A 22,419-nucleotide genomic window follows, 5' to 3' on the forward strand; every position below is an offset into this window, starting at 1 on the left:
AGGTCACCGCACGGCCTCCGACATCGGGACCCACGCCGCGCCCATGACGACGACGGCCGCCGCCGCGGTCGCAGCGAAGCCGACGACCATCGCCCCGCGTCCCCGGACGAGCGAGACGAACCCCATCCGTCCGCGCAGGACCCGCAGCTCGAGCCCCAGCGTCACCGCCAGCAGGAGGAGCGCGACGGTCGCGTTGAAGAGGACGAGGACGAGGTAGCCCTGGGTCGACGGCTCGGCCCCCACCATCACCCCGACGGCCGCGGCGGCGAGGCTCAGCCACGCGAGGAGGAGGAACGGGCCGTAGAGACGACGCCCGGGCACGACGCGCTCGGCCTTGTCGCCCTTCGGCGTGATCATGTAGGGCTTCTTGACGCGGAAGAGGACGTTCACGACGGCCCAGAGGACGATCGGCCACCGCGCCGCCTCCAGGACGAGGAGCCGCCACGACATCGTCACGCCGGACGGCTGGAAGAGGTCGCGGGAGGTCCACCACATGAGCGTGGAGGTGAGGACGATCGCCCCCGAGGCGAGGAGGAAGCGACTCAGCTCGACGTCGGCGATCGCGTGCCCGGTGAGGAGCGCGACGATCGGGAGCACCCAGAGGACCGCGCACGACAGCGACCACATCGGGTACCAGCTCTGGGCCATGAGGAACTGGAACGCCTGACGCGGGGTGTAGCTCCGGAGAAGACGCGGCGTGTGGCGGAGGAAGATCTCGACCATGGAGTACGCCCACGCGAACTGCTGGCCGAGGTAGGTCGCGAGGTCCGTCGGCCCGTCGCCGCGGGCGAGCACCTCGGGGACGTAGACGCCGCGGTAGCCGTGCGCCGCGAGCACGACCGTGTCGAGGTGGTCCTCGGCGCGCGTCGGCTGGTAGCCGCCGATCTCGCGGATCGCCGAGGTCCGGTAGGTCGTGTGCGACCCGATGATGAACGGCGTCCTGGTGTGGCCGTAGAAGCCCATCTGCAGGGGCCCTTGGAGGATGACGTCCTGCTCGGCGAGGCCGCGCGAGGTCCAGGAGTCGAGGTTGCCGGCGACGCTCGGCGCCTGCACCCATCCGACCTGCGGATCGTCGAGGTGGCCGAGCGTGCGGTCGAGGTAGTCCGGAGACGGGATGTGGTCGATGTCGAGCTGGACGAAGGCGTCGTACTCGATCCCCTCCGCCTCGACGTGGTCGAGCCACGCGTTGACGTTCCCGGCCTTCGTCTTCGCCTGGAACGGCGGCCCCGGCTGGTTCCACCGCCCGGCGCCCTTGCGGGTGAAGTGGCGCACGCCGAAGGCCTCCGCAAGCGCCTTCACGTCGGGGTCGTCCCCCTCGTCGAGGACCCAGCTGTCGTGCGGGTAGCGCACCGTCTGCAGCGCCGCGAGCTGGCGGGCGACGATCTCGATCGACTCGTGCGACGGGACGCAGGGCGTGATGAGGGCGACGCGCATCCCGCGCGGGGCGGGCCGGTGGACCGGGCGCCGCGCGCGCCCGACGAAGAACCAGAAGAAGCTCGGCAGGACGGTGAGGAGGTAGGCGAGAGGGATCGTCGCCGCGATGAACATCCCGGTCGACCCACGCTGGCCGGGCGCGAGCCACCACGTCCAGAAGCCCGCGTTGACGATGATCCAGAGCACCGTCGTCGCGTGGTGGGCGAGCCGGCCGGCGCCCGCGCGCACCGGGAGGCTGGTGCGGGCGCGGCGGCGCGCCGGAGCGGAGCGCAGCGGGGGCGGCGTCCGGCCCGCGGGCGGCGGGGGCGGCGTCCGGCTCGCGGGCGGGCTGGGGACGAACGCCGGGGCGGGCGGATCCTGGACGACCGAGAACCGGGCACTGGAACCAGCTGAATCGGGCACGGCGACAGCGTTGACGCAGATCCCGTCCCGGCTGGGTGACGCGACGGTGGCGACGTGGGGGAACAAACCGCCCCAGGCCGGCCAGGCTCCTTGGGGGACTGTGTCAGCCGAACCCGCGACGCTCCGCTCGGACAGGGGGGAAACCCGAGGGGCCGACGCGAGAAACCCCGCAGATCATGCGCCTTGGCGCTCGATCCCGCCCCCCGGGCGCCCCTCCGGCGGGCGGGGGCGCTCAGCCGCGCCGGGCGAGCGCCGGCGCGCCAGGAACCGTGAGGGTCGCGCACGTCCCCTCACCCGCGACGCTGCGCACCTCGAGGCGGCCGCCGAGCGCGGCGGCGTACTCCTCGCAGAGGGCCAGGCCGAGCCCCGTCCCCCCGAGGCCGTGCGCGGCGACCTCCGGCGGTCGGACCGGCCGCCCGAAGCGTCGCGAGGTCTCGAGGGCGAACCCGGGCCCGGTGTCCGTGACGACGAAGGCGACGCCGTCGTCGTCAGCTCGCTCGACGTGCAGCCGCACGTGGCCCTCGGCCGTGAACCTCACCGCGTTGGCGATGAGGTTGCGCACGACCTGCGCGATCTTGCCCCGGTCGCTCGTGAGGCGCGGCAGGTCCGAGGGCGGCTCGTCCACACGCAGCTCGACGCCGGCGGCACGCGGCAGCGCCGCGAGCAGGTCGCCGAGCTCGGCGACGAGCGCGGCGACGTCCACGGGCTGCGGGCGCACCGCGACCGTGCCGGCGCCGAGACGGGCGAGCTCGACCTGATCGTCGACGATGCGGAGGGCTTCGCGGACCGCCGCGTCGATCGTCGCGAGATCACGCAGCAGCGACGGGTCGAGCTCCTCCGCCCGCTCCGCGCGGACCGCCTCGACGATCCCGCTGACCCCGTACAGCGGCGTGCGGAGCTCGTGCGCGAGCGTGGCGAGCAGCCGGCCGCCGCGCGAGGCGGCCGCGGTGGTCGTCCGTTCGTCCTCTCTGTACATACGTCGTCGTCCTCGCACGAGGTCTCGTCGACGCCTCCCTGCCGCCCCTCTTCGGCGGGATCGACCGGGAACTTGAGCCTCGGGAGCAGAGTTGGCGCAGATGCGCTCTCAGTGCCGCACCGGCGGGGGCGAGCCCGCCTCGCCGCGGAGGCGCCGCGCCTCCGCGACGGCCTCGGCGCGCGAGGAGACGCCGAGCTTGCGGAAGATGCCCTTCACGTGCGAGCGGACCGTCTCGACGGTGAGGACGAGCTCGTCGGCGATGCTGTCGGTGCTCCCGCCCGCGCAGAGGAGGTCGAGGACCTCCCACTCGCGGTCGGTGAGCGCCGAGCGCACCGGCCGCAGCCCGATCATGCCCTCCCGCGCGTCCTGGAACTGGCGCACGAGACGCCGCGTGAGCCGCCGCGACACCGCGGCCTCGCCGGCGGCGACGGCGATGATCACCCGCGGGAGCGTCTCGAGCTCGAGCGTCTTCGTGAGGACGCCGACCGCGCCCGAGCGCAGGCCCGCGAGCGCGAGGTCCTCGTCGTCGCTCGCCATGAGCATGACGACGCGGATCTCCGGCTTGCGGCCGCGGATCCGGCGGATCGTCTCGAGGCCGTCGGGTGCGGCGAGGTTCGCATCGACGAGGACGACGTCGGGCACGTAGTGCACGGCCAGCTCGACCGCCTCCAGGCCGGTCGCGGCCTCCGCGACGACGGTGACGCCGGCGTCTCGCAGCGTCTCCTTCACGACGCGGCGGGCGAGCGGGTCGCCGTCGGCGCAGACCGCGCGCAAGCGCGCGAGAGGCTCGTCGGACGCCGCAGGGTGCCCTCGACCGATGTCGCCTTCCGATACGCCGCCATGGGGAGCCATGCCACCACCCATCAGCATCACGTTGGACGGACCTCGGCCGGGTGACACATCTCCCGGTCGGACCACAGGGTCTCACCATTGGCGTTGAATTTCCTCCCCCTCTCGTGCGAGTTTCGTCCACGTCATGGGGGTCGGAGGGGGAGGAAGTCCGCACACGGCCGATCGCGACCACATGGCGCGTCATCGGTCCGTTCCCCTCCGTGCCTTCCTCGCCGCTCTCGCGTTCGGCATCGTCGTCCTCGCGCTCGGCGCGGGCGGCCCCGCCGCCCCATCGGCGAGCGCCGCGAGCGACAGCACATCGGACGCCCGGGCGCGCGCGAGCCAGGAGACCCCTCGCGCCCGCTCGGCGCGGGTCCGCAGCGAGCGTCGTCGCGCCGCCCGGTCGAAGCGGGTCGTCTTCGGCATCTACCCCGGCGGCGGCGCCGGCGCGGTCAACGGCCGCGGGGAGCCGCGCCCCGAGATCCCGCGCCTGCGCAGCGCGGCGCTCGAGGAGCTGCGGCCCGACGACGAGCGGCCCTTCGTCGTCCACCTCTACGACGAGTTCACCGACCGCTCCGACGCCGACGAGATCCCCTCGTGGCTCACGACGCAGATCGAGGACTACACGGGGCGCGGGCTCCACGTCGAGCTCGTCCTCCGCTATCGGTCGTCCCGCGGCGACGTGAGGGGCTTCGCCGAGTTCGTCCGCGCGCGGGTGCGCCAGCTCGGCCCGAACGAGCGCGTCACGCACCTCCAGGTGACGAACGAGGCGAACGTCAGCGCATCCGCCGACGCCTCCGACGGCGCCTACCGGGGGGCCAAGCGCGCCCTCGTCCGCGGCATCGTCGCGGCGGACTCCGAGACCCGTAAGCGCGGCTACGGCCACCTCACGATCGGCTTCAACTGGGCCTACGCGGAGAGCAGGCGCGAGCGCGACTGGTTCCGCTCCCTCCGCCGGATGGGCGGGCGCCGGTTCTCACGCGCGGTCGACTGGGTCGGCATCAACGCCTACCCCGGGACCTGGGGTCCGCGGATCGCGTCGAGCAGCCTCACGGCCGGCGCGCGCACCGCGACGATCAGGGCGATGCGCGTCCTGCGCAAGGACTACCTGAGGCGCGCCGGCCTCTCCCACTCGGCGATCACGTTCGTCGAGAGCGGCTATCCCACCGGCCGCGGCGGCCGGACCGACAGCAAGCAGCAGGCGGCGATGCGCGCGATCGTGAAGGCCGTCGTCGACCACGGTCGCCGGTACGGCGTGAGCGGCTACCGCTGGTTCGACCTCCGCGACGCGGACTCGTCTGTCTCGAGCTTCGAGAGCCAGTACGGGATCATGCGCGACGACTACTCGCCGAAGCCCGCCTTCCGCACCTTCCGCGCGCTCATCGACCGCTACGCGTAGGGTCGAGCGTCCCGAGCGCCGACGGGGGCCCGAACGCAGGCGGGCGACCCCGCGTGGCACGCAGCCCCCGGGCGAACGCGGCGCGAGCGTCCTCCGAGCTCGTGATGCGCCAGTCGACCTCCTTGTCGACGTGGAACCACGTGAGGGAGGTGACCTCGGGCCGGCGCCGCAGCTCGTCGAACATCGCGGTGATCCAGGCGCCCTTGTCGCCGCCGGCCTCCGCGCTCGCGACCTCCGAGACGGCCACGGGCAGCGCGGGGGCGAGCTGATGGACGCGGGTCAGCGGCGCCGCGAAGGCCTCCACGAACGAGCGCCAGCGCCGGCGGAACACGGCCGAGCCGCCGTTGAAGCCCGACACGGCGGCGACGTCGACCTCGTCCTGGCCGGGGAAGAGGCCCGCGTCGAGCGCGCCGGCGACCGGGCACCACTCCCAGGTCACGTTGCGGGCGCCTTCGGCATCGAAGATCCGCCTCACGTGCCGCCATGCCCGCACGTACTCGCCCTGGCGGTTGCCGTTGACGCGCTCAGCCCACGGGTAGGCGGCGCCGTTCATCTCGTGCGCGAACCGGATTCGCAGCGGGCCGCCGTCCTTCGCGATCGCACGCGCCCAGCGCCGGATCGTCGCGTCGTGCTCGCCGTCGATGATCGTGCGCAGGCGGTACGCGGGCTGGTTCGGCGTCGGCCGCGACGCGTCCCACGGCTCCCATGCGATCGCAGGCGTGCTCCCGCGCGCGCGGACCGCGCGAGCCTGTGCTGCGTCGAACTCCGAGGACTCCCAGTCGGCGAACCACATGACGATGTCCGCGTGCCGGCGCGCGTCGTGCTCGAACCGATCGACCTCGACGAGATCGGCCGGCGTCCACGGCTTCCACGAGTTGCGGGCGAGGGCGAGCGTCGTGACGCCGAGCTCGAGGTCGCCCTCGGCGCGGTCGGCGGGTGCGCCCCACGGACCGGGCCCCGCGCGCGCCGAGGACGCCGTCGACCACGGCTCCGCCACGCGCAGGGCGATGAGCGCGAGCACGGCGACGGAGAGGAGGACGGTCGGCGAGGGGCCGCCGCGCTTCACCCGAGCGCCTCCGTCATCGGCGCCCATGTCGCAGCGACCGCGCCCGCGGTCGCCGCGAACGTCACGAGGAGGACGACGAGCGTGCCGAGCCGCTGGCGCAGCGCCGTGACGGCGCCGACGTGCGGGCGCGCGTCGCGGTGCTCGAGCGCGACCGTCGTCGCGACGAGCGCGAGCAGCGTGACGACGTTGAGGTAGACGAGCACGAGGTGGCCTGCGGCCGGGCTCGTCCCGCCCTCGGCGAGGAAGGCGCCGACGGCGGCGAGTCCCACCCAGGCGAGGAGGAGGAACGGTCCGAACAGCCGGGCCCCCGGCGGGAGCGCGCCGGGCGGCCGCCCCTTCGGGGTGATCATGTACGGGCGCTTCACCCGCAGCAGCACGTTCACGACCGCGGAGAGGACGATCGGCCAGCGCGCCGTCTCGAGGAGGAGCCCGCGCCACGACAGCGTCACGCCCTCGGGCTGGAAGAGGTCGCGCGAGGTCCACCACATGAGGGTCGACGTGACGAGCACGGCTCCGCCGGCGACCGCGAACTCCGCGATCGATATCTCGGCGATGACGTGCCCGGTGACGACCGCGACGATCGGCAGCAGCCAGAGGGCCGCGCACGCGAGCGACCAGAGCATGTACCAGCTCTGGGCCATGAGGAACTGGAACGCCTGCCGCGGGTCGTAGCGGCGCAGGAGACGCGGCGTGCGCTCGAGGAAGATCCCGACCATCGAGTACGCCCACGCGAACTGCTGGCCGAGGTACGTCGCGAGCGTCTCCGGGCCGTCCCCGCGTGCGATCACCTCCGGCGTGTAGACGCCGCGGTACCCCCGCGAGGCGAGGACGACCGTGTCGAGGTGGTCCTCCGCGCGCGTCGGCTGGAAGCCGCCGATCTCGCGGATGGGCCCCATCCGGTAGGTCGTGTGCGAGCCGATGATGAACGGCGTCCGCGTGTGGCCGTAGAAGCCCATCTGCAGCGGCCCCTGCAGGACGACGTCCTGCTCGGCGTGCCCGCGCGCGATCCACGAGTCGAGGTTCCCCGCGACGCTCGGCGCCTGCACCCACGCGACGTTCGGGTCGCGGAGGTGGCCGAGCGTGCGGTCGAGGTAGTCCGGAGACGGGATGTGGTCGATGTCGAGCTGGACGAAGGCGTCGTACTCGATCCCCTCGTCGTCGATGTGGTCGAGCCACGCGTTGACGTTGCCGGCCTTCGTCTTCGCCTGGAACGGCGGCCCGGGGCGGTTCCACTTCTCGACGTCCTTGCGGGTGAAGTACCGCACGCCCCACATCTGCGCGATCATGCGCACGTCGGGGTTGTCGCCCTCGTCGAGGACCCAGCTGTCGTGCGGGTAGCGGACGTGCGCGAGCGCGGCCATCTGGCGGGCGATGACGTCGAAGGACTCGTGCGACGGCACGCACGGCGTGATCATCGCGACGCGCATGCCGCGGGGAGCGGCGCGCTCCGGCGGGCGGCGCGCGCGGCCGAGGAAGAACCAGTAGATGGTCGGGAGCGCGGTGAAGACGTAGCCGAGCGAGATCGTCGCCGGGGCGAAGAGCCACCACGCTCCCGCGCGATCGCCCTGGAGCCACCAGGGCCAGAAGAGCGCGTTCACGAGCAGCCACAGGGCGGCGAGCGCCCAGTAGCCGAGGCGGGCGCTTCCGCTGCGGACGAGCGCACCCGCCTCGGCGGGCACCGCGTCGACGGGGGGACCCGGCAAGCCGACGGCGCCGGGCCAGCGCAGGACCTCGCCCTGCGCCTGGGTGAGCGTGGCCGTGCCTCCCCCGAGGGGGGCGCTCCTGGAACCGATCTGACGTGACCTCGCCTCGGGGGCGACTGGACCATGCACGTTCGTGACACTGCCCGCAGCACGGGGGGAGACCGGGTGAACCCTCCCTCGAGCACGGGTGAGGAATGCCACCAGCGCCCACCGGATCTCTCACCCAGCGCCGCGAAGGTTCCGGCCTACCGTGACCTCATGCCTCGGCCCTTGCGGGTCTTCGTCGCCGAGCGCGACCCGTACGCCACCGCGGCGCTCGCCGAGGCGATCACCCGCGACGAGGACATCGCCGTCGTCCGACTCGACGTCGAGGACCTCGTCGATTCGACGCACGCCCATCCGCCCGACGTCGTCGTCGACCAGATCTGCGACCCCGAGATCGTCGCAGCGGTCCGCGCCTCCGACGGGCGCACCACCCTCCTCGTGGTCTCCCACCACGACGACGAGGAGGCGGCGCTCGCGACGCTGCGCGCCGGGGCCGACGGGTTCCTCACCAAGCGCGCGGACCCGGCGGCGCTCCCGCGCGTCGTCCGCGCTCTCGCTCGCGGCGAGGCGGTCGTCTCACGCCGCCTCACCCGCCGGCTCATCGAGGCCGTTCGGAGCCTCCCCGGAGAGGGCGTCGGACTGCGGCCCGTCCGCAGCCCCCTCTCCGACCGCGAGTGGGAGGTCCTCGACCTCCTCCGCTCGGGGCTCTCCACGGTCGAGATCGCCCACGAGATGGAGCTCTCGCCCTCGACGGTCCGGACGCACCTCAAGCACGTCTTCCGCAAGTTCGGCGTCTCCTCCCGGGAGCAGGCCGTCTCCCTCGCCGGGGAGCTCGTCGCCGCGGCGGCCCGGGAGTCGGCGGCGGGCCTCGGCCCCGGCGTCACGCCCGTGGACCGCCCGGCGGCCGGCGTTCGCTGAGTGCGCGCGGGCGGCCCGGCGCGCCCTCACGCGGCGTCCCTTCCCCCTGCGTGCTCGGGGAGCCAGCGCCGGCTCAGCGGCGCGGCGGTCGCGCCGTGGACGACGATCGAGGTGACGACGGCGGCGACGACCGTCCAGAACAGCGTCCGCTCCTCGGCGTCGGAGAGGACGCCCGAGCCGATGACGACGGCGACGTAGTAGAGCGAGCCGATGCCGCGGACGCCGAACCAGCCGACGAATGCTCGCTCTCCGCCCGTCATCGGCGAGCCGACGAGGGACACCGCGACGGCGAGGGGCCGGATCGCGAGGATCAAGAGCGGCACGAGCAGCCAGCCGGCGACCCCCGGCTCGCCGACGCCGGCGACCGTCACGGCGCTGCCGAGAAGGAGGATGATCGTCAGCTCGGCGAACTTCTCGACGGTCTCGGCACCCTCGTGGACGCGCTTGTTGTAGTCGTGCGTGTACTCGTAGCGCCGGAAGGCGAGGCCGCCCGCGAACGCCGCGAGGAACCCGTACCCGCTGAGCGCCTCGGCGACCCCGTAGAGGAGGAGCACGGCCGCGACCGCGAGCCACCCGTCGAGCTCGGGCGCGAGCAGACGGCGCTCGCGCAGGCGCACCGAGACCGCGGCGAGCCCGTAGCCGACGAGCGCCCCGGCGACGACGCCGACGACGAGCTTGTAGACGACGTCGGAGAGCGCCCACTCGAGGAGCGTGCCCTCGTCGCCGTCCGCCGCCACGACGACCGCGAGCCACACGAACGGGAAGGCGAGGCCGTCGTTGAGGCCCGCCTCGCCGGTGATCGCGAAGCGCGGCTCGCTGCGGTCCTCGTCTCCGGGCGGGCCGACGCCGACGTCGCCGGCCAGCACCGGATCGGTCGGAGCGAGGACCGCGCCGAGAGCGATCGCGGCGCCGACGGAGAGGCCCATCGCGACGCTGCCGAAGACCGCGATGGCCGCGATCGTGAGAGGCATCGCGAGCCCGAGGAGACGCGCGGGCGATCCCCAGGCCGCAGGCCGGGCGGGCCGGTCGAGCTTCAGCCCCGTCGCGAAGAGCGCGATGCAGACGGCGAGCTCGGCCATCCGCTCGATGACCTCGCTGTCGGCGAACGGCGAGAGCCACCGGATGCTGAAGACCTCGATGGCGACCGCCGCGACGCCGCCGACCCCGAGGTAGATGAGGCTCGCCGAGTAGGCCCGCTCGGCCTGGTGGGAGAGGGCCGCGATCGCGGCGAGGACGGCGACGCCGAGGAACGCGAGGCCGACGACGTAGGGGTCCGCGAGGTCGATCCCGCTGGAGGCGGCGAGTGGAGGGGTCACGCAGCACGACGCCCTACCCGCAGCAGGCGCCGGGTGATCGTCGTCGTCGCGGTCAGCCCTCTGCCTCGCGCAGCTCGGCCCGCCGCAGCGCGGCGTCGAAGCCCTGCGCGAAGGCGCGGCGGGCCTCCTCGCTGCTCGTGATCCTCCAGTTCGTCTCCTTCTCGGCGTTGAACCAGACGACGGACGCGACGGCGGGGTGGCGCGTGATCTCCTCGAACATCCCCCGAATCCAGGCGGCTTTGTCCCCGCCGACCTCGGCGCTCGCGACCTCGGAGATCTCGATGGGCGTGTCGGGCGCGATGTACTCGAGGTAGCGCAGCGCCGCCCCGAACTCCTCGCCGAACGACCGCCACTCGCGGCGGAAGAGCTCGGTCCCCCCGTTGAAGCCCGCGAGCCCGACGACGTCGACCTCGTCGACGCCCGGGAAGAACCTGCGCTCGACGTTTCCGGTGACCGGGGACCAGACCCACGTGACGTTGTCGGCGCCCTCACGGCGGAAGATGCTCCGCACGTAGCGCCACACCGCCACGAACTCGCCAGGACGGTTGCCGTTCACCTTCTCCGCCCAGGGATACCAGCGGCCGTTCATCTCGTGGGCGAAGCGGATGCGCAGCGGCTCCCCGTACGCCGCGATGTCGCGCGCCCAGCGGACGATCGTCTCGTCGTGCTCACCCGCGAGGACCGTCCTCAGCCGGTACTCCGGCTGGTCCTCCTCCGCGGGGTCGGAGGCGTCCCACGGCTCCCACGAGATCGCGGGGACGCTCCCGCGCTCGGCGACGGCGCGCGCCCGCTCGGGATCGAACTCCCCGGACTCCCAGTCGGCGAACCACATGACGATGCCCGCGTGGTGGCGCGCCTCACGCTCGAACCGGTTCACCTCGACGAGGTCCTCGATCTCCCACGGGTCCCGCGCGTTGAAGGCGAGGGCGTCGGTCGTGACGCCGAGCGTGAGCGCGGGGTCGGGGTCGACCCTCGGCCAGGGCGCGACGTACTCGGCCTTCGACTCCCACGGGTCCGTCACCCACAGCGCGACGGCGCCGCCGATGACGAGGAGGAGCGCGAGCGTGACGAGGCGGCCGCGCATCAGCCGATCGCCTCGCCCATCGGCCCCCAGGCCCACGCGACGCAGACCACGAGGGCGGCGACGCTCGCACCGACCGCGACAGACGTCGCCCCGCGCTCGCGGAGCGCGGCGCGGAGCCCGCGCCGCTCGCGGATGGCCCGGGTCTCCAGGACGACGGCGAGCGTGAGCGCGAGGAGGACGGTCGTCGCGTTGAAGAGGACGAGCGCGACGTAGCGAGCCGACTCGCCCTCGTCGAAGGCCAGGAACACGAGGACCGCGCCGAGCGCGACCCACGCGAGGCCGAGGTACGGGCCGTAGAGGCGCAGGCCGCTGACGGAGCGGTCGGCGCGGGACCCCTTCGGGGTGATCATGTAGGGACGCTTGACGCCGAGCGCGGCATTCGCGATCGCCGCGAGGACCACGGGCCACCGCAGGAGCTCGAGGACGAGCGCCCGCCACGAGAGGAGGATCCCGGCGGGCTGGAAGAGGTCGCGGGCCGACCACCACATGAGCGTCGACGTCACGATCACCGCGCTGTAGGCGACGAGGAACCGGCTCAGCTCGACGTCCGCGATGAGCGCCCCCGAGTGGAGCGCCGCGATCGGGAGGAGCCAGAGGACCGCGCAGGCGATCGACCAGAGGAAGTACCAGCTCTGGGCCATGAGGAACTGGAACGCCTGCCGGGGGGCGTACCGGCGGACGAGGCGCGGCGTGTGGCGCAGGAGGATCTGGCTCATCGAGTACGCCCAGGCGAACTGCTGGCCGAGGTAGGTCGCGAGGTCGGTGGGCCCGTCGCCGAGCGCGATGATGCGCGGCACGTAGACCCCGTGGTAGCCGTTGGCCGCGAGGACGACGGTGTCGAGGTGGTCCTCCGCGCGCGTCGGCTGGAACCCGCCGATCTCGCGCACCGCGGACATCCGGTACGTCGTGTGCGACCCGATGATGAACGGCGTCCGCGTGTGCCCGTAGAACCCCATCTGCAGCGGGCCCTGCAGGACGACGTCCTGCTCGGCGAGGCCGCGTGCGACCCACGAGTCGAGGTTGCCGGCGACGCTCGGCGCCTGCACCCACCCGACCTGCGGATCGCCGAGGTGGCCGAGCGTGCGGTCGAGGTAGTCCACCGACGGGAGGTGGTCGATGTCGAGCTGCACGAAGGCGTCGTACTCGATCCCCTCCGCCTCGACGTGATCGAGCCACGCGTTGACGTTCCCGGCCTTCGTCCTCGCCTGGAACGGCGGACCCGGCTCGTTGTACCGCGCGACGCCCTTGCGGGTGAAGTAGCGCACGCCCGCGGCGGCGGCGAGCGCGCGCACCTCCGGGTCGCCGCCCTCGTCGAGCACCCAGCTGTCGTGCGGGTAGCGGACCGCGGCGAGCGCCTCGAGCTGACGGGCGATGACGTCCATCGACTCGTGCGAGGGCACGCAGAGCGTGATCATCGCGACCTGCATGCCCGGAGGAGCCTCCGGCTCGGACGGGCGCTCCGACCGCCCGACGAAGAACCAGAAGAAGCTCGGGAGGATCGTGACCAGGTACGCGAGGGCGGCGGTGGCGACGACGAAGAACCCCGTGGAGCCGCGGTGCTCCGGCAGGAGCCACCAGCCCCAGAAGAGGCCGTTGACGAGCACCCAGAGCACCGTGAGCACGAGGTAGTCGAGTCGCCGCAGTCCCGTGACGACCGGGATCGAGTCGGCTGCCGTGCGGGAACCCCGTCGGTGTCGCTCGGCGACGTCGTGCACGTACGAAGGGTAGTGGTCGCGCGCGGGCGCGAACGCGCCCGAGCCGTTGGGCCGCCGCGACGAAGCGTCCACGGCCCGTTGTCGCACCGCACCACCCCGTCGGGGGCCCCGTCCCGAGAGCATCGCCCTCATGTCTGGAGAACTGGAGGGGCGCCGCGCGCTCGTCACCGGTGCCGCGACCGGCATCGGCCTGGCGATCGCCCGCCGCCTGGCGGAGGGAGGCGCGCGTGTCGCGCTCAGCGACATGGACGAGGAGGGGGCCGTCAAGGCCGCCGAGGGGATCGGCGGGGGCGCGATCGGGCTGCGCTGCGACGTCCGCTCGACCGAGGAGGTCCAGCAGTCGACCTCGCAGGCGGTCGAGGCGCTGGGGGGTCTCGACATCCTCGTGAACAACGCCGGCATCGAGGTCGGCGCGCCGGTCACCGAGCTCGACGTCGATGACGTCGCCCGCATGCTCGACATCAACGTCCTCGGGGTCCTGCGATGCACGCAGGCGGCGATCCCGGCGCTCGCCGAGTCGAAGGGGAACATCGTCAACATCGCGTCGGTCGCCGGGCTCGGCGGCTGCCCGCTGCTCTCGGGCTACTGCGCCTCGAAGGCGGGCGTGCTGCGCATGACCGAGACGTGGGCCGTCGAGCTGCGCGAGGCGGGGATCCGCGTCAACGCCGTCTGTCCCGCGTTCGTCGACACCGCGATGGTCGAGCGCCTCGTGCCGAAGGTCGAGGCGATGACCGGCATGGACTTCAGCGACATCGTCGCCGTGAAGCAGGGCCGCATGGGAACGGTCGAGGAGGTCGCCGAGGTCGTCGCGTGGCTCGCCTCGGACGACTCCGACTGGCAGACCGGCTCGCACATGGTCCTCGACGGCGGCCTCTCGGGGAGCCTCCTCTGATGGCGCCCTCGCTGACCGGGAAGACCGCGATCGTCACCGGTGCCGCCCAGGGTATCGGTCGCGCCATCGGCGAGGCGCTCATCGCCGCCGGTGCCACCGTCCACCTCTCGGACATCGACGGCGACAAGGTCGCCGCGACCGCGCAGGAGATCGGCGCCGCGGGGGGCGCGGAGTGCGACGTGCGCGACGAGGCCGCCGTCCAGTCGTGGATCGGCGACGTCGCCTCGGCGAACGGCGGACTCGACGTCGCCGTCGCGAACGCCGGCGTCGGGCACGTGCAGCCGATCGCCGAGATGTCCCTCGAGGACTGGCGCCGCGTGACGTCCGTCAACCTCGACGGCGTCTTCACGACGCTGCGGCACTCGGCGCTCGCGATGGCGGGCAGCGGCGGCGGCAGCATCGTCACCATCGCGTCCGCGACCGCGACCGGCGGCTCGCCGCTCATCGCGAACTACGCCGCGGCGAAGGCGGGGGCCGTCAACCTCTCGCAGACGACGGCGGTCGAGTTCCGCGACCACGGGGTGCGCTGCAACGCCATCCTCCCCGGCTTCATCGAGACGGAGCTCGTGTCGAAGCAGAAGGACGCGTTCGAGGAGGGCCTCGGCCTCGACGACTTCGACGCGGTCATCCTGCAGAAGCAGGGGCGCTACGGCACGGTGGAGGACGTCGCGAAGCTCGCGACGTGGCTCGCCTCCGACCGCTCGTCGTGGTGCTCGGGGAGCGCCTACCGCATCGACGGAGGGCTCACCGCGTCGCTGCTCTGAGCAGCCGAACCGGATTCCTGCGGCGCTATGGCACCGCAGGAATCCGGTTCGAGGTGTGGGCCGGGTCGGGGAGCATGCCCGCGGGGACGCACGGCGGGAGGTCGCCCGACTCGCCGACCTGCTGCCACCAGTGCGCGCCGCGGCGCTTGCGGCGCTCGTAGCTCGCGCGACCGGCGGCGTTCGTCGCGTACCAGACGGCGTGCACGGTCCACGGGAGGACCGGCATCCAGAAGCGCGGCGGGACCGGGTTCTCGGGGCGGGCCTCGGTCCACTCGACGTCGGCGCACACGTAGCCCTCGCCGTCCTCGTAGGAGAGCCGCTCGATCGTCGTCCCGTGGCGGTCGCAGATCTGCGTCTCGCCGAGCATGATCGTCGGCCAGGCGATCGCGCGGGCGAACGGCGTGCGCATCGTCACGTCGCCGACGTGCGACGGGTGGACGCACGGCACGCCGACGACCCTCGCCATCCGGCCGGGGGTCTCGCGCGCGAGCTCGACCATCGTCGCGTGCTCGCGGTCCCAGAACCACGGCTTCGTGAGCCGCCACTGGGGGAACGACGGGAAGCACATGCCGCCCGCGACGATCCGGACCCGGCCGCGGAGCCGCGCCGCGGTGCGGCTGCGCAGCCACTCGAAGCCGTTCGCGACGCCGATCGGGCCGTCCTCGAGGTCGGCGATCCCCGGGTCGGTGCCGGGGGCGTAGTAGTTGTTCTCCCACATCGACGGCTGGTCCTTGTCGTGGAGATGGACCGCGCCGGAGGGCTCGCAGACCGCGTAGGTCCCCTTCGCGTCCTCGCCGCGCACCGCGAGGAACCCGCCGCCGACGACGCACCCGTGCTCGCGGGCGAGCCGCCGGTAGAGCGCGAGGGTCGGGCCGTTCACCGGCTCGGTCGCCTCGCGCATCACGGGGTGGTTGACGTTGGGGTGGTTGGCGCTCTCCGGCATGAAGATCATGTCCGGCGAGTGCTCGCGCGCAGCCTGGCCGACGATGTCGGCGATGTGGGCGAGGTTGCGCTCCTTCTCGCCGAGCCGGACGGCGAGCTGGATCGCGACGACGCGCTTCGTGGGGATCTCGGTCATGTCAGGCGGCGACGGGGTCGGGGGTGGACGTGTCGGCGGACGCGGCCGTCGCGACCGCGTCGGGACGCGGTGCCGGCGCCGCCGCAGGCCGCTCCGGCGGCCACACCCAGTCCTGGCGCTCGTTGCGCGTCCGGCGCGGGGCGCGGAAGCGGAAGAGGAGGTCGTCCTTCCAGATCCCGAGGTCGAGGCGCGCCTCCTCGAGGACCTCGTCGAGGAGGGCCCTGCGGTCGGCGCCGGGCCGGAGGGCCGCCTTCGCCGCGAAGCGCGCGCCGACGAGCGGGTTGAGCACCCGGTGCGGCTTGCGGACGCGGTCGAACATGTGGAGGAGGTGCGGCGTCTCCGCGCCGTCCCACGTCGTCAGCGCCTCCTTGACGAGCGGCGTCACCGGGAAGATCCGCGACTCGCGGTTGCCCCAGTGGTAGGTCGCCATGCACTCGCGGTCACGCCGCTCCTCGACGGCGAGGAGCGCCGCGTCGAGGGCCTGCGGATCCTCGAGGACGGGAGCGGCGGCGGCGCCCGTGAGCCGGCCGAAGCGCATCGCGTCGCGCATGCCCTGGCCGATGATCGGGTCCTTGAAGTGCCCGGCGTCGCCGACGAGCGCCCAGCCGGGGCCCGCCGAGCGACGGAAGAACGCCGGGTTGTCGCCGGTCGAGCGGAGCTTCGTGATGTTCGTCGCGCCGCCGAGCCGCTCGGCGACCGCCGGGTTCTCCTCGAGCATGCGCTCCCAGAAGCCCTCCTGGTCGCGCCGCGCGTCGGGGATCTCGTCCCGGGGACCCATGAAGAGGCAGAGGACGCGGTCGTCGGGGCACGGGAAGATGAGCGCGTGGGTGTCGGCCATCCGCAGCTGGATGAGCCGATCGCGCCACTCGGTCCCGACCTTCGGGTCGTCCATGTAGAAGAACGCGCAGCCGCGGCCGTTGCGCGAGCCGCGGTAGGGGCGCTCCGCGCCGACGAGGCGGGCGACCGCCGAGCGGCGGCCGTCGGCGCCCATGACGAGGTGCGCGCGGATCTCGTGCTCGGCGCCGTCGGCGTCGCGGACGACCGCCCCCGCGACGCGACCGTCGCTCCAGACGAGCCGGTCGAGCGACGTCTTCTCCCGCACCTCCGCGCCGGCCGCGCGGGCGGTCTCGACGAGCGCCATGTCGAACTCGGGCCGCGGGACGCAGATGCCGTAGTCGATGCCGTCGACCTCGGCGAAGCGCTGGAGGCAGCGCGCGCCGTCGGCCTCGATCATCCCGTAGCGGCAGCGCGGCGGGTCGGAGCGCAGCACGCGCTCGAGCGCGCCGAGCTTCGCGGTCTCCGCGACCGACGAGGGGAAGTTGACGTGCGTCGAGAGGGTGTCGGACGGGAACGACGCGCGGTCGATCGCGACGACGCGGCGCCCGGCGCGGGCGAGCGCGATCGCGGCGGCGGATCCGGCGCAGCGCGCGCCGACGACGAGGACGTCGACTGTCTCGGGCGAGGTGGACGGGGCAGCGGTCGGCGAGGGCATGGGACGACCGTAGGCGGCGGGCGCCGGCGCGCCATCACCACCGGGGGGACACCTTGTCCCCGGAGCGGGGGAATCACCCTATCCGCGGCCCGCCGAGATCGGTTGGATCGGGGCATGAGCACGCTCGCCGACGCCCCTGCCACCGCGACCCCCGCCCCGCCGCAGCCGCCGCGCCTCGGCCCGCTCGACCTCGCGGGCACCGACCAGGCGCTCATGGACGCGCTGCGCGCGTACGGCGCGAGCGCGCACGAGGACTCCGTCCGGGCCTTCGGCGCCCGGGCCGGGAGCCTCGAGCTCCTCGACGCCGGCTTCGCGGCCAACGAGCATCCCCCGGAGCACGTCCCCTACGACCGCTCCGGCGCGCGGACCGACGACATCGCCTTCCACCCCGCCTGGCACGACATCCTCGGCGCCGCGGTCGAGGCCGGGGTCGCCGGGGGGATGTGGCGGGAGGACGCGCGCGGCGCCCACGTCGCGCGCGCCGCGCGCTTCATCGCCATCGCGCAGGCGGAGGCCGGCGTCACCTGCCCGATCGCGATGACGGCCGCCTCCATCCCGGCGCTGCGCCTCGCCGAGGAGGGCGACGTCGCCGCGCGCTGGGAGGCGCTCGCGACGAGCACCCGCTACGACCCGCGGGACCTCGGCCCGCAGGAGAAGGCGGGCGGCCTCGTCGGCATGGCGCTCACCGAGCGCTCCGGCGGCTCCGACGTCCGCCGCTCGACGACGACCGCGACGCGCGACGGCGACGGCGGCTGGCGCGTGACCGGCGAGAAGTGGTTCGTCTCCGCCGTGCAGTCCGACGCCGTCTTCGTCCTCGCGCAGACCGACGAGGGGCTCAGCTGCCTGCTCGTGCCCTGCCGGCTGGAGGACGGGACGCGCAACGGCATGCGGATCGACCGCCTCAAGGACAAGCTCGGCAACCGCTCGAACCCGACCGCCGAGGTCCACTTCGACGGCGCCCGCGGGCACATGATCGGCGAGCCCGGCCGCGGGGTGCGCGCGATCATGGCGATGATCGCCGGGACCCGGCTCGACTGCGTCCTCGGGTCCGCAGGGGTCATGCGGCTCGGGACGAGCGAGGCGATCCACTGGGCGCGCCACCGCGTCGCGTTCGGCCGGCGGCTCGTCGACCAGCCCGCGATGACCGCCGTCCTCGCCGACCTCGCGCTCGAGAGCGAGGCGGCGGCGTGGTCGGGCCTGCGGCTCGCCCGGGCCGTCGAGGACCACGCGAGCGGCGACGCCGCCGCGGCGACCTTCCGGCGGCTCGCGCTCCCGACCCTCAAGTACTGGGTCTGCAAGCGCGCGCCGATGCACCTCGGCGAGGCGCTCGAGTGCCTCGGGGGCTACGGGTACGTCGAGGAGTCGCGCCTCCCCCGCGCCTACCGCGAGGCGCCGCTCATGTCGGTGTGGGAGGGGTCGGGCAACGTGCAGGCGCTCGACGTCCTCCGCGCGCTCGCGCGCGAGCCGGAGTGCGTCGACGCCGTGCTCGGCGAGCTCGACGCCGCCGCGGGCGGGAACCGCCGGCTCGACGCCGCCACCGCCTCGCTGCGCGCCGACCTCTCGGGCGGCGGCCTCGACGAGCGCCGCGCCCGCGAGGTGACGGGCCGGGTCGCGCGGGCCATCCAGGCCGCGCAGCTCGTCCGCCACGCGCCGGGCTTCGTCGCCGACGCGTTCTGCGCGACCCGGCTCGACGACGTGGGCCAGGGGACGTTCGGCGTCCTCCCGCCGAGCGTCGACGCCGAGGCGATCGTCGCGCGCGCGACCGCCGAGGAGGCGTCCGCGTGAGCGCCGGAGAGTCCCGGACGGTGCGGGCCGTCGCGATCCAGCCCACGCTGCGCCTCGGCGAGGTCGAGTGGAACCTGCGGCGCTGCGCCGACCTCGTCGGGCAGGCCGCCCGCGAGCACTCGCCGGACCTCATCATGCTCCCGGAGGCGATGACCTCGCCGAACGGGTACGGGCGCGCGATGGAGTCCGTCGCGCGCCCCGTCGACGGCGAGCCGCTCCACGTCCTGCGGGACCTCGCGCGCGAGCACGGGTGCCTCGTCGGCGGCGGGTACATCGCGGTCCGCGGCGACGAGACGCGCGGGACGTACGCGCTGTGCGAGCCCGACGGCGCCGTCCACCTCCACGACAAGGACCTCCCGTCGTTCTGGGAGAACGCGTACACGCGGCCCGGGCACGACGACGGCGTCGCGCGGACGTCGATCGGGTCGCTCGGCCTCGCCTGCGGCTGGGAGTGGGGCCGCACGCAGACGATCGAGCGCCTCCGCGGGCGCGTCCAGCTCCTCGGCGGCGGGATGCACTTCATCTCCTACCCCGACTGGCCGCTCACCCGGAGGTGGTTCAAGGACCGCGACCAGGCGCTCCTCGAGGAGTACGGCCGCGACCTGCCCGGCCGCTGCGCGCGCTTCCTCGGCGTCCCCGTCGTCTACAGCTCCCACGTCGGACCCCTCGAGATCCAGACGCCGCTCCTGCGGTTCCTCCCGTGGCGCGCGCCGATGATCGGTGAGACCCAGATCTGCGACGCCGACGGCCGGCGGCTCGCGCGCATGAGCCTCGCCGACGGCGAGGGCTACGTGTGCGCGGAGGTCGCGCTCGAGGCGGACCCGGCACCGCGCGAGGCCACCCCGCGGACGTTCTGGAACTCCCAGTTCCCGGTGAGCGCGCACCTCGTCTGGTACGGCGGCAACGCGTACGGCAAGGCCGAGTACGCGCTGAAGTCGCGGCTCGGCCGCCATCGCTGGAGCCCCTCGCCCGACCTGCCCGATCACGTCCCCGCCGGAGAGCTCCTCGAGCGCGAGCCGGCCGCGCGGTGAGCCGGGAGACCGATACGCCGCTCGCCGACGCGCGGTAGCGTCGAGCCATGAGCGAGGGGGGCGTTCTCAACGACGAGATCAGGAAGGCGCTCGCGCGCCTCCCGCCGTGGCCGCCCGGCGAGGACGCCCGCGACGCGCAGGAGCGCGCGCTCGAGGACGCGCTCGCGGAGCTCGAGGCCCAGCTGTCCCGCCTCGGCGACGCCGTCGATCCCGAGCTCGCCGCGACGTGCCAGCAGCTCGCCGAGCTCGTCGACGCGCACGAGACCGTCGCCGATCGCCGGCTGCGGCGCCGGCTCGACACGCTCGCGACCATCCACGAGTCGCTCACCCGCCTGCGTGAGCTGCGGACCGCCGAGGCGATGATCGCCTGCGCGCCGCGCGAGGCGTGCGCGGCGTGCGGATTCGACCGCGCGGTGCTCTACCGGCTGCGCGGGAAGGAGCTCATCGCCGAGAGCTTCCACGTCGAGGGGGACCCCGAGGCGGCGGCGCTGCTCCTCGAGTTCAGCCGGGACCTTCCCCTCAAGCTCGAGCAGGGGAGCCGCGAGCGGGAGATGATCCGCCGCGGCATCCCGATGTGCGTCCACGACGCGATGACGAACCCCCACAGCTTCCATCCCCAGGCGGAGGCCTACGACGTCCACAGCTACGTCGCCGCGCCGATCATGCCCGAGGGGAAGGTCATCGGGTTCGTCCACGCCGACCACCGCCTCAAGCCGCGCCGCGTCGACGAGTTCGACCGCGACGCCCTGTGGGCGTTCGCCGAGGGACTCGGCTTCGCGATCGAGCGCGCCCGGCTCACCGAGCGCCTCCGCGCGCAGGGCGAGGAGCTGCAGCGTCTCCTCCGCCGCGCGCAGGCGGTCGTCGGCGACTACCTCGAGGCGGAGGTCGAGATCGTCACCGCGGGCGGCGACGGCAGCGCGGCCACCCGAACCGCGGAGGCGCTCATCGCCGGCAAGCGCCCCGAGGAGGAGTCCGAGATCGAGGCCGTGCTGTCGCGCCGCGAGCGGGAGGTCCTCGCCCTCCTCGCCCGCGGCGCCTCCAACGCCCAGATCGCCGCGCAGCTCGTCATCGCCGACGAGACCGCGAAGACGCACGTGAAGCGCATCCTGCGCAAGCTCGGGGCCGCGAACCGCGTCGAGGCCGCCGGCCTCTGGCTCCGGGCGCACCCGGACGACTAGGCCGCCTCCCGCCCGCGGCCGACTCCGCGCTCACACGTGGAGCGCCCGTCCGGGGAGCGGGACGCGCGCGACGCGCGCCGGCATCTCGGCGTCGCCGGGGACGACGACCCGCAGGCGGCACGGGCAGTCCCGCATCAGGCGGGCCACGACGCCGAAGCGCCGCGGCCGGCGGCGATGCGAGCCGATCGTGACGCTCGCCGCGCCGGTCGCGACGGCGAGGTCGCGCAGCGCCTCGGCGGGCGAGCCGGTGACGGCCTCGATCTCGATGTCGAGGTGGAGGTCGGCGAGCTTCTCCGCCTCCGCGCCGAGGAGCGCCTCGGCGTCGCCGCGCGGGTTCGCGCGGTACGCGACATCATCGGGCGCCCACCGGCGGTCGAGCTGGTGGGCGAACCGGTCGCGCCCGTCGAACGCGTGCACGAGCCGGAGCTGGGCGCCGACGGCCGCCGCGCGCAGTGCGGCGTCCCGGGCGGCGTGGCGCGAGGCCGGCGATCCGGTGACGCCGGCGAGAAGGACGAGACGGTCGGTCTCGGTGTGATGGTGCGGCATGGCGGACTCTCCCTCGGAGTCGGTGAACCTCTCGAGGGCGAAGGTAGGTCCGACCGGGCCGCCGCCCGGTGCGCTCGATCACACGTCACCGCGGCCGGTGCGCACCGTCACACCGCTTCTCAGGGCTCGCCCTGAGAAACGGGCTCGCGCTACTCCGCGACCTCGCGCAGCGACCCCGACTCGGGGTCGTAGACGAAGCCGCGGATCTTGTCGTGGACGATGAGCTCGGGCGAGGTCCGCAGCCGGCGCAGGCTGGCGCGGAGCGTCTGCTCGATGTCGTCGAACGCGCCGAGCCGCCACGCGGGGAGCACCCCGTCGGCGGTGAGCATCTGGCGATACTCGTCCTCCGAGGCGCCGTGGAGGCCGCACCCCTCGTGCATGACGACGACGACCTCCTCGGTGCCGAGCAGCCGCTGCGAGGCGCTCAGGGAGCGCAGCGCGTCGTCCGTCGCGAGGCCGCCGGCGTTGCGGATGATGTGCGCGTCGCCGCGCGCGATCCCGAGCATCGGGAAGAGGTCGATGCGCGTGTCCATGCACGCGAGGACGGCGACCTTGCGCTGCGGGCGGGGGGAGAGGCCGGGTGCGGCCAGATCTGCGGCGCGAGTCGCGGCGTGGGAGAGCATGTCATCGGCGTTCGTCATCTCGCGCGGCATCGTAGTCCCACCTCCCGACCGGGGGGTCCCTGGCGCCCTCCGTCCCCCCGGCACGAGGGAGATCGCTCCCCCCCTGGGCACACTCCGCAACTCAGGGCGTCAGACCCGTGT

19 protein-coding genes are annotated in these 22,419 nt (G+C 73.9%); 7 read left to right on the forward strand and 12 right to left on the reverse strand.

All coding sequences use genetic code 11. From position 1 onward, the window contains the following. Positions 1 to 3: 3 nt before the first annotated feature. The 3 genes from ACME2J_RS04050 to ACME2J_RS04060 form a co-directional block, all read right to left on the reverse strand. Entirely contained in the window at positions 4 to 1,836 is a 1,833-nt protein-coding gene (locus tag ACME2J_RS04050) for a glycosyltransferase family 2 protein (RefSeq protein ID WP_495543592.1), read from the reverse strand. A 232-nt stretch (positions 1,837 to 2,068) separates the two neighbouring features. Further along, positions 2,069 to 2,812, reverse strand: a complete 744-nt coding sequence (locus tag ACME2J_RS04055; protein WP_495543593.1) for a sensor histidine kinase — start codon at positions 2,810 to 2,812, stop codon at positions 2,069 to 2,071. A 108-nt stretch (positions 2,813 to 2,920) separates the two neighbouring features. Beyond that, positions 2,921 to 3,586, reverse strand: a complete 666-nt coding sequence (locus tag ACME2J_RS04060) for a response regulator (protein WP_495543594.1) — start codon at positions 3,584 to 3,586, stop codon at positions 2,921 to 2,923. A 250-nt stretch (positions 3,587 to 3,836) separates the two neighbouring features. Between ACME2J_RS04060 and ACME2J_RS04065 the strand changes: the two genes are divergently transcribed. Next, positions 3,837 to 5,042, forward strand: coding sequence for a glycoside hydrolase family 113 protein (locus ACME2J_RS04065; protein WP_495543595.1), 1,206 nt, complete (start codon positions 3,837 to 3,839; stop codon positions 5,040 to 5,042). On the opposite strand, the gene ACME2J_RS04070 is transcribed toward ACME2J_RS04065, so the two are convergent. Together ACME2J_RS04070 and ACME2J_RS04075 are read right to left on the reverse strand one after the other, a co-directional pair. Then, positions 5,023 to 6,108 (reverse strand): glycoside hydrolase family 26 protein, encoded by a 1,086-nt coding sequence (locus tag ACME2J_RS04070; protein WP_495543596.1) that lies wholly within the window; start codon positions 6,106 to 6,108, stop codon positions 5,023 to 5,025. The genes ACME2J_RS04065 and ACME2J_RS04070 overlap by 20 nt on opposite strands. Continuing rightward, complete coding sequence (locus ACME2J_RS04075) at positions 6,105 to 7,787, reverse strand: glycosyltransferase family 2 protein (RefSeq protein ID WP_495543597.1); 1,683 nt, start codon at positions 7,785 to 7,787, stop codon at positions 6,105 to 6,107. Before ACME2J_RS04075 ends, ACME2J_RS04070 begins: the two co-directional genes overlap by 4 nt. A gap of 282 nt (positions 7,788 to 8,069) precedes the next feature. On the opposite strand from ACME2J_RS04075, the gene ACME2J_RS04080 reads away from it, so the two are divergent. Further along, positions 8,070 to 8,774, forward strand: a complete 705-nt coding sequence (locus tag ACME2J_RS04080) for a LuxR C-terminal-related transcriptional regulator (RefSeq protein WP_495543598.1) — start codon at positions 8,070 to 8,072, stop codon at positions 8,772 to 8,774. 26 nt (positions 8,775 to 8,800) lie between these two features. On the opposite strand, the gene ACME2J_RS04085 is transcribed toward ACME2J_RS04080, so the two are convergent. From ACME2J_RS04085 to ACME2J_RS04095, 3 genes are read right to left on the reverse strand one after another with little or no spacing between them, the layout of a single operon-like run. Then, the gene (locus tag ACME2J_RS04085; RefSeq protein ID WP_495543599.1) at positions 8,801 to 10,090 is read right to left on the reverse strand and encodes a cation:proton antiporter; all 1,290 of its coding nucleotides are present in this window, start codon (positions 10,088 to 10,090) and stop codon (positions 8,801 to 8,803) included. Between the two features lie 52 nt (positions 10,091 to 10,142). Continuing rightward, positions 10,143 to 11,174 (reverse strand): glycoside hydrolase family 26 protein, encoded by a 1,032-nt coding sequence (locus ACME2J_RS04090; RefSeq protein ID WP_495543600.1) that lies wholly within the window; start codon positions 11,172 to 11,174, stop codon positions 10,143 to 10,145. Continuing rightward, positions 11,174 to 12,889 carry a glycosyltransferase family 2 protein gene (locus ACME2J_RS04095; protein WP_495543601.1) on the reverse strand — a complete coding sequence of 572 codons (1,716 nt, stop codon included), beginning with the start codon at positions 12,887 to 12,889 and terminating at the stop codon, positions 11,174 to 11,176. The genes ACME2J_RS04090 and ACME2J_RS04095 overlap by 1 nt, the downstream gene beginning before the upstream one ends. A 130-nt stretch (positions 12,890 to 13,019) precedes the next feature. Here ACME2J_RS04095 and ACME2J_RS04100 point away from each other — a divergent pair, with 130 nt between their 5' ends. Both ACME2J_RS04100 and ACME2J_RS04105 read left to right on the forward strand, forming a co-directional pair. Continuing rightward, positions 13,020 to 13,781, forward strand: a complete 762-nt coding sequence (locus ACME2J_RS04100; RefSeq protein WP_495543602.1) for an SDR family NAD(P)-dependent oxidoreductase — start codon at positions 13,020 to 13,022, stop codon at positions 13,779 to 13,781. Continuing rightward, positions 13,781 to 14,545 carry an SDR family NAD(P)-dependent oxidoreductase gene (locus tag ACME2J_RS04105; protein WP_495543603.1) on the forward strand — a complete coding sequence of 255 codons (765 nt, stop codon included), beginning with the start codon at positions 13,781 to 13,783 and terminating at the stop codon, positions 14,543 to 14,545. The genes ACME2J_RS04100 and ACME2J_RS04105 overlap by 1 nt, the downstream gene beginning before the upstream one ends. 25 nt (positions 14,546 to 14,570) lie before the next feature. Here ACME2J_RS04105 and ACME2J_RS04110 read toward each other — a convergent pair whose 3' ends face one another. Continuing rightward, positions 14,571 to 15,623 (reverse strand): carbon-nitrogen hydrolase family protein, encoded by a 1,053-nt coding sequence (locus tag ACME2J_RS04110; protein ID WP_495543604.1) that lies wholly within the window; start codon positions 15,621 to 15,623, stop codon positions 14,571 to 14,573. Position 15,624: 1 nt separating this feature from the next. Then, entirely contained in the window at positions 15,625 to 17,115 is a 1,491-nt protein-coding gene (locus ACME2J_RS04115; RefSeq protein ID WP_495543605.1) for an NAD(P)/FAD-dependent oxidoreductase, read from the reverse strand. Between the two features lie 114 nt (positions 17,116 to 17,229). Here ACME2J_RS04115 and ACME2J_RS04120 point away from each other — a divergent pair, with 114 nt between their 5' ends. The 3 genes from ACME2J_RS04120 to ACME2J_RS04130 are packed head-to-tail and all read left to right on the forward strand — an operon-like array spanning position 17,230 to position 21,109. After that, a complete protein-coding gene (locus ACME2J_RS04120) occupies positions 17,230 to 18,900 on the forward strand; it encodes an acyl-CoA dehydrogenase family protein (RefSeq protein WP_495543606.1) in 1,671 nt (556 codons plus the stop codon). Beyond that, positions 18,897 to 19,931, forward strand: a complete 1,035-nt coding sequence (locus ACME2J_RS04125) for a carbon-nitrogen hydrolase family protein (protein WP_495543607.1) — start codon at positions 18,897 to 18,899, stop codon at positions 19,929 to 19,931. Before ACME2J_RS04120 ends, ACME2J_RS04125 begins: the two co-directional genes overlap by 4 nt. A 47-nt stretch (positions 19,932 to 19,978) precedes the next feature. Continuing rightward, complete coding sequence (locus ACME2J_RS04130) at positions 19,979 to 21,109, forward strand: LuxR C-terminal-related transcriptional regulator (protein WP_495543608.1); 1,131 nt, start codon at positions 19,979 to 19,981, stop codon at positions 21,107 to 21,109. Between the two features lie 30 nt (positions 21,110 to 21,139). On the opposite strand, the gene ACME2J_RS04135 is transcribed toward ACME2J_RS04130, so the two are convergent. Further along, positions 21,140 to 21,655 (reverse strand): universal stress protein, encoded by a 516-nt coding sequence (locus ACME2J_RS04135; protein ID WP_495543609.1) that lies wholly within the window; start codon positions 21,653 to 21,655, stop codon positions 21,140 to 21,142. 149 nt (positions 21,656 to 21,804) lie between these two features. Next, positions 21,805 to 22,296, reverse strand: coding sequence for a beta-class carbonic anhydrase (locus ACME2J_RS04140; protein WP_495543610.1), 492 nt, complete (start codon positions 22,294 to 22,296; stop codon positions 21,805 to 21,807). Positions 22,297 to 22,419: the final 123 nt, after the last annotated feature.

The organism is Paraconexibacter sp. (genome assembly GCF_059438195.1).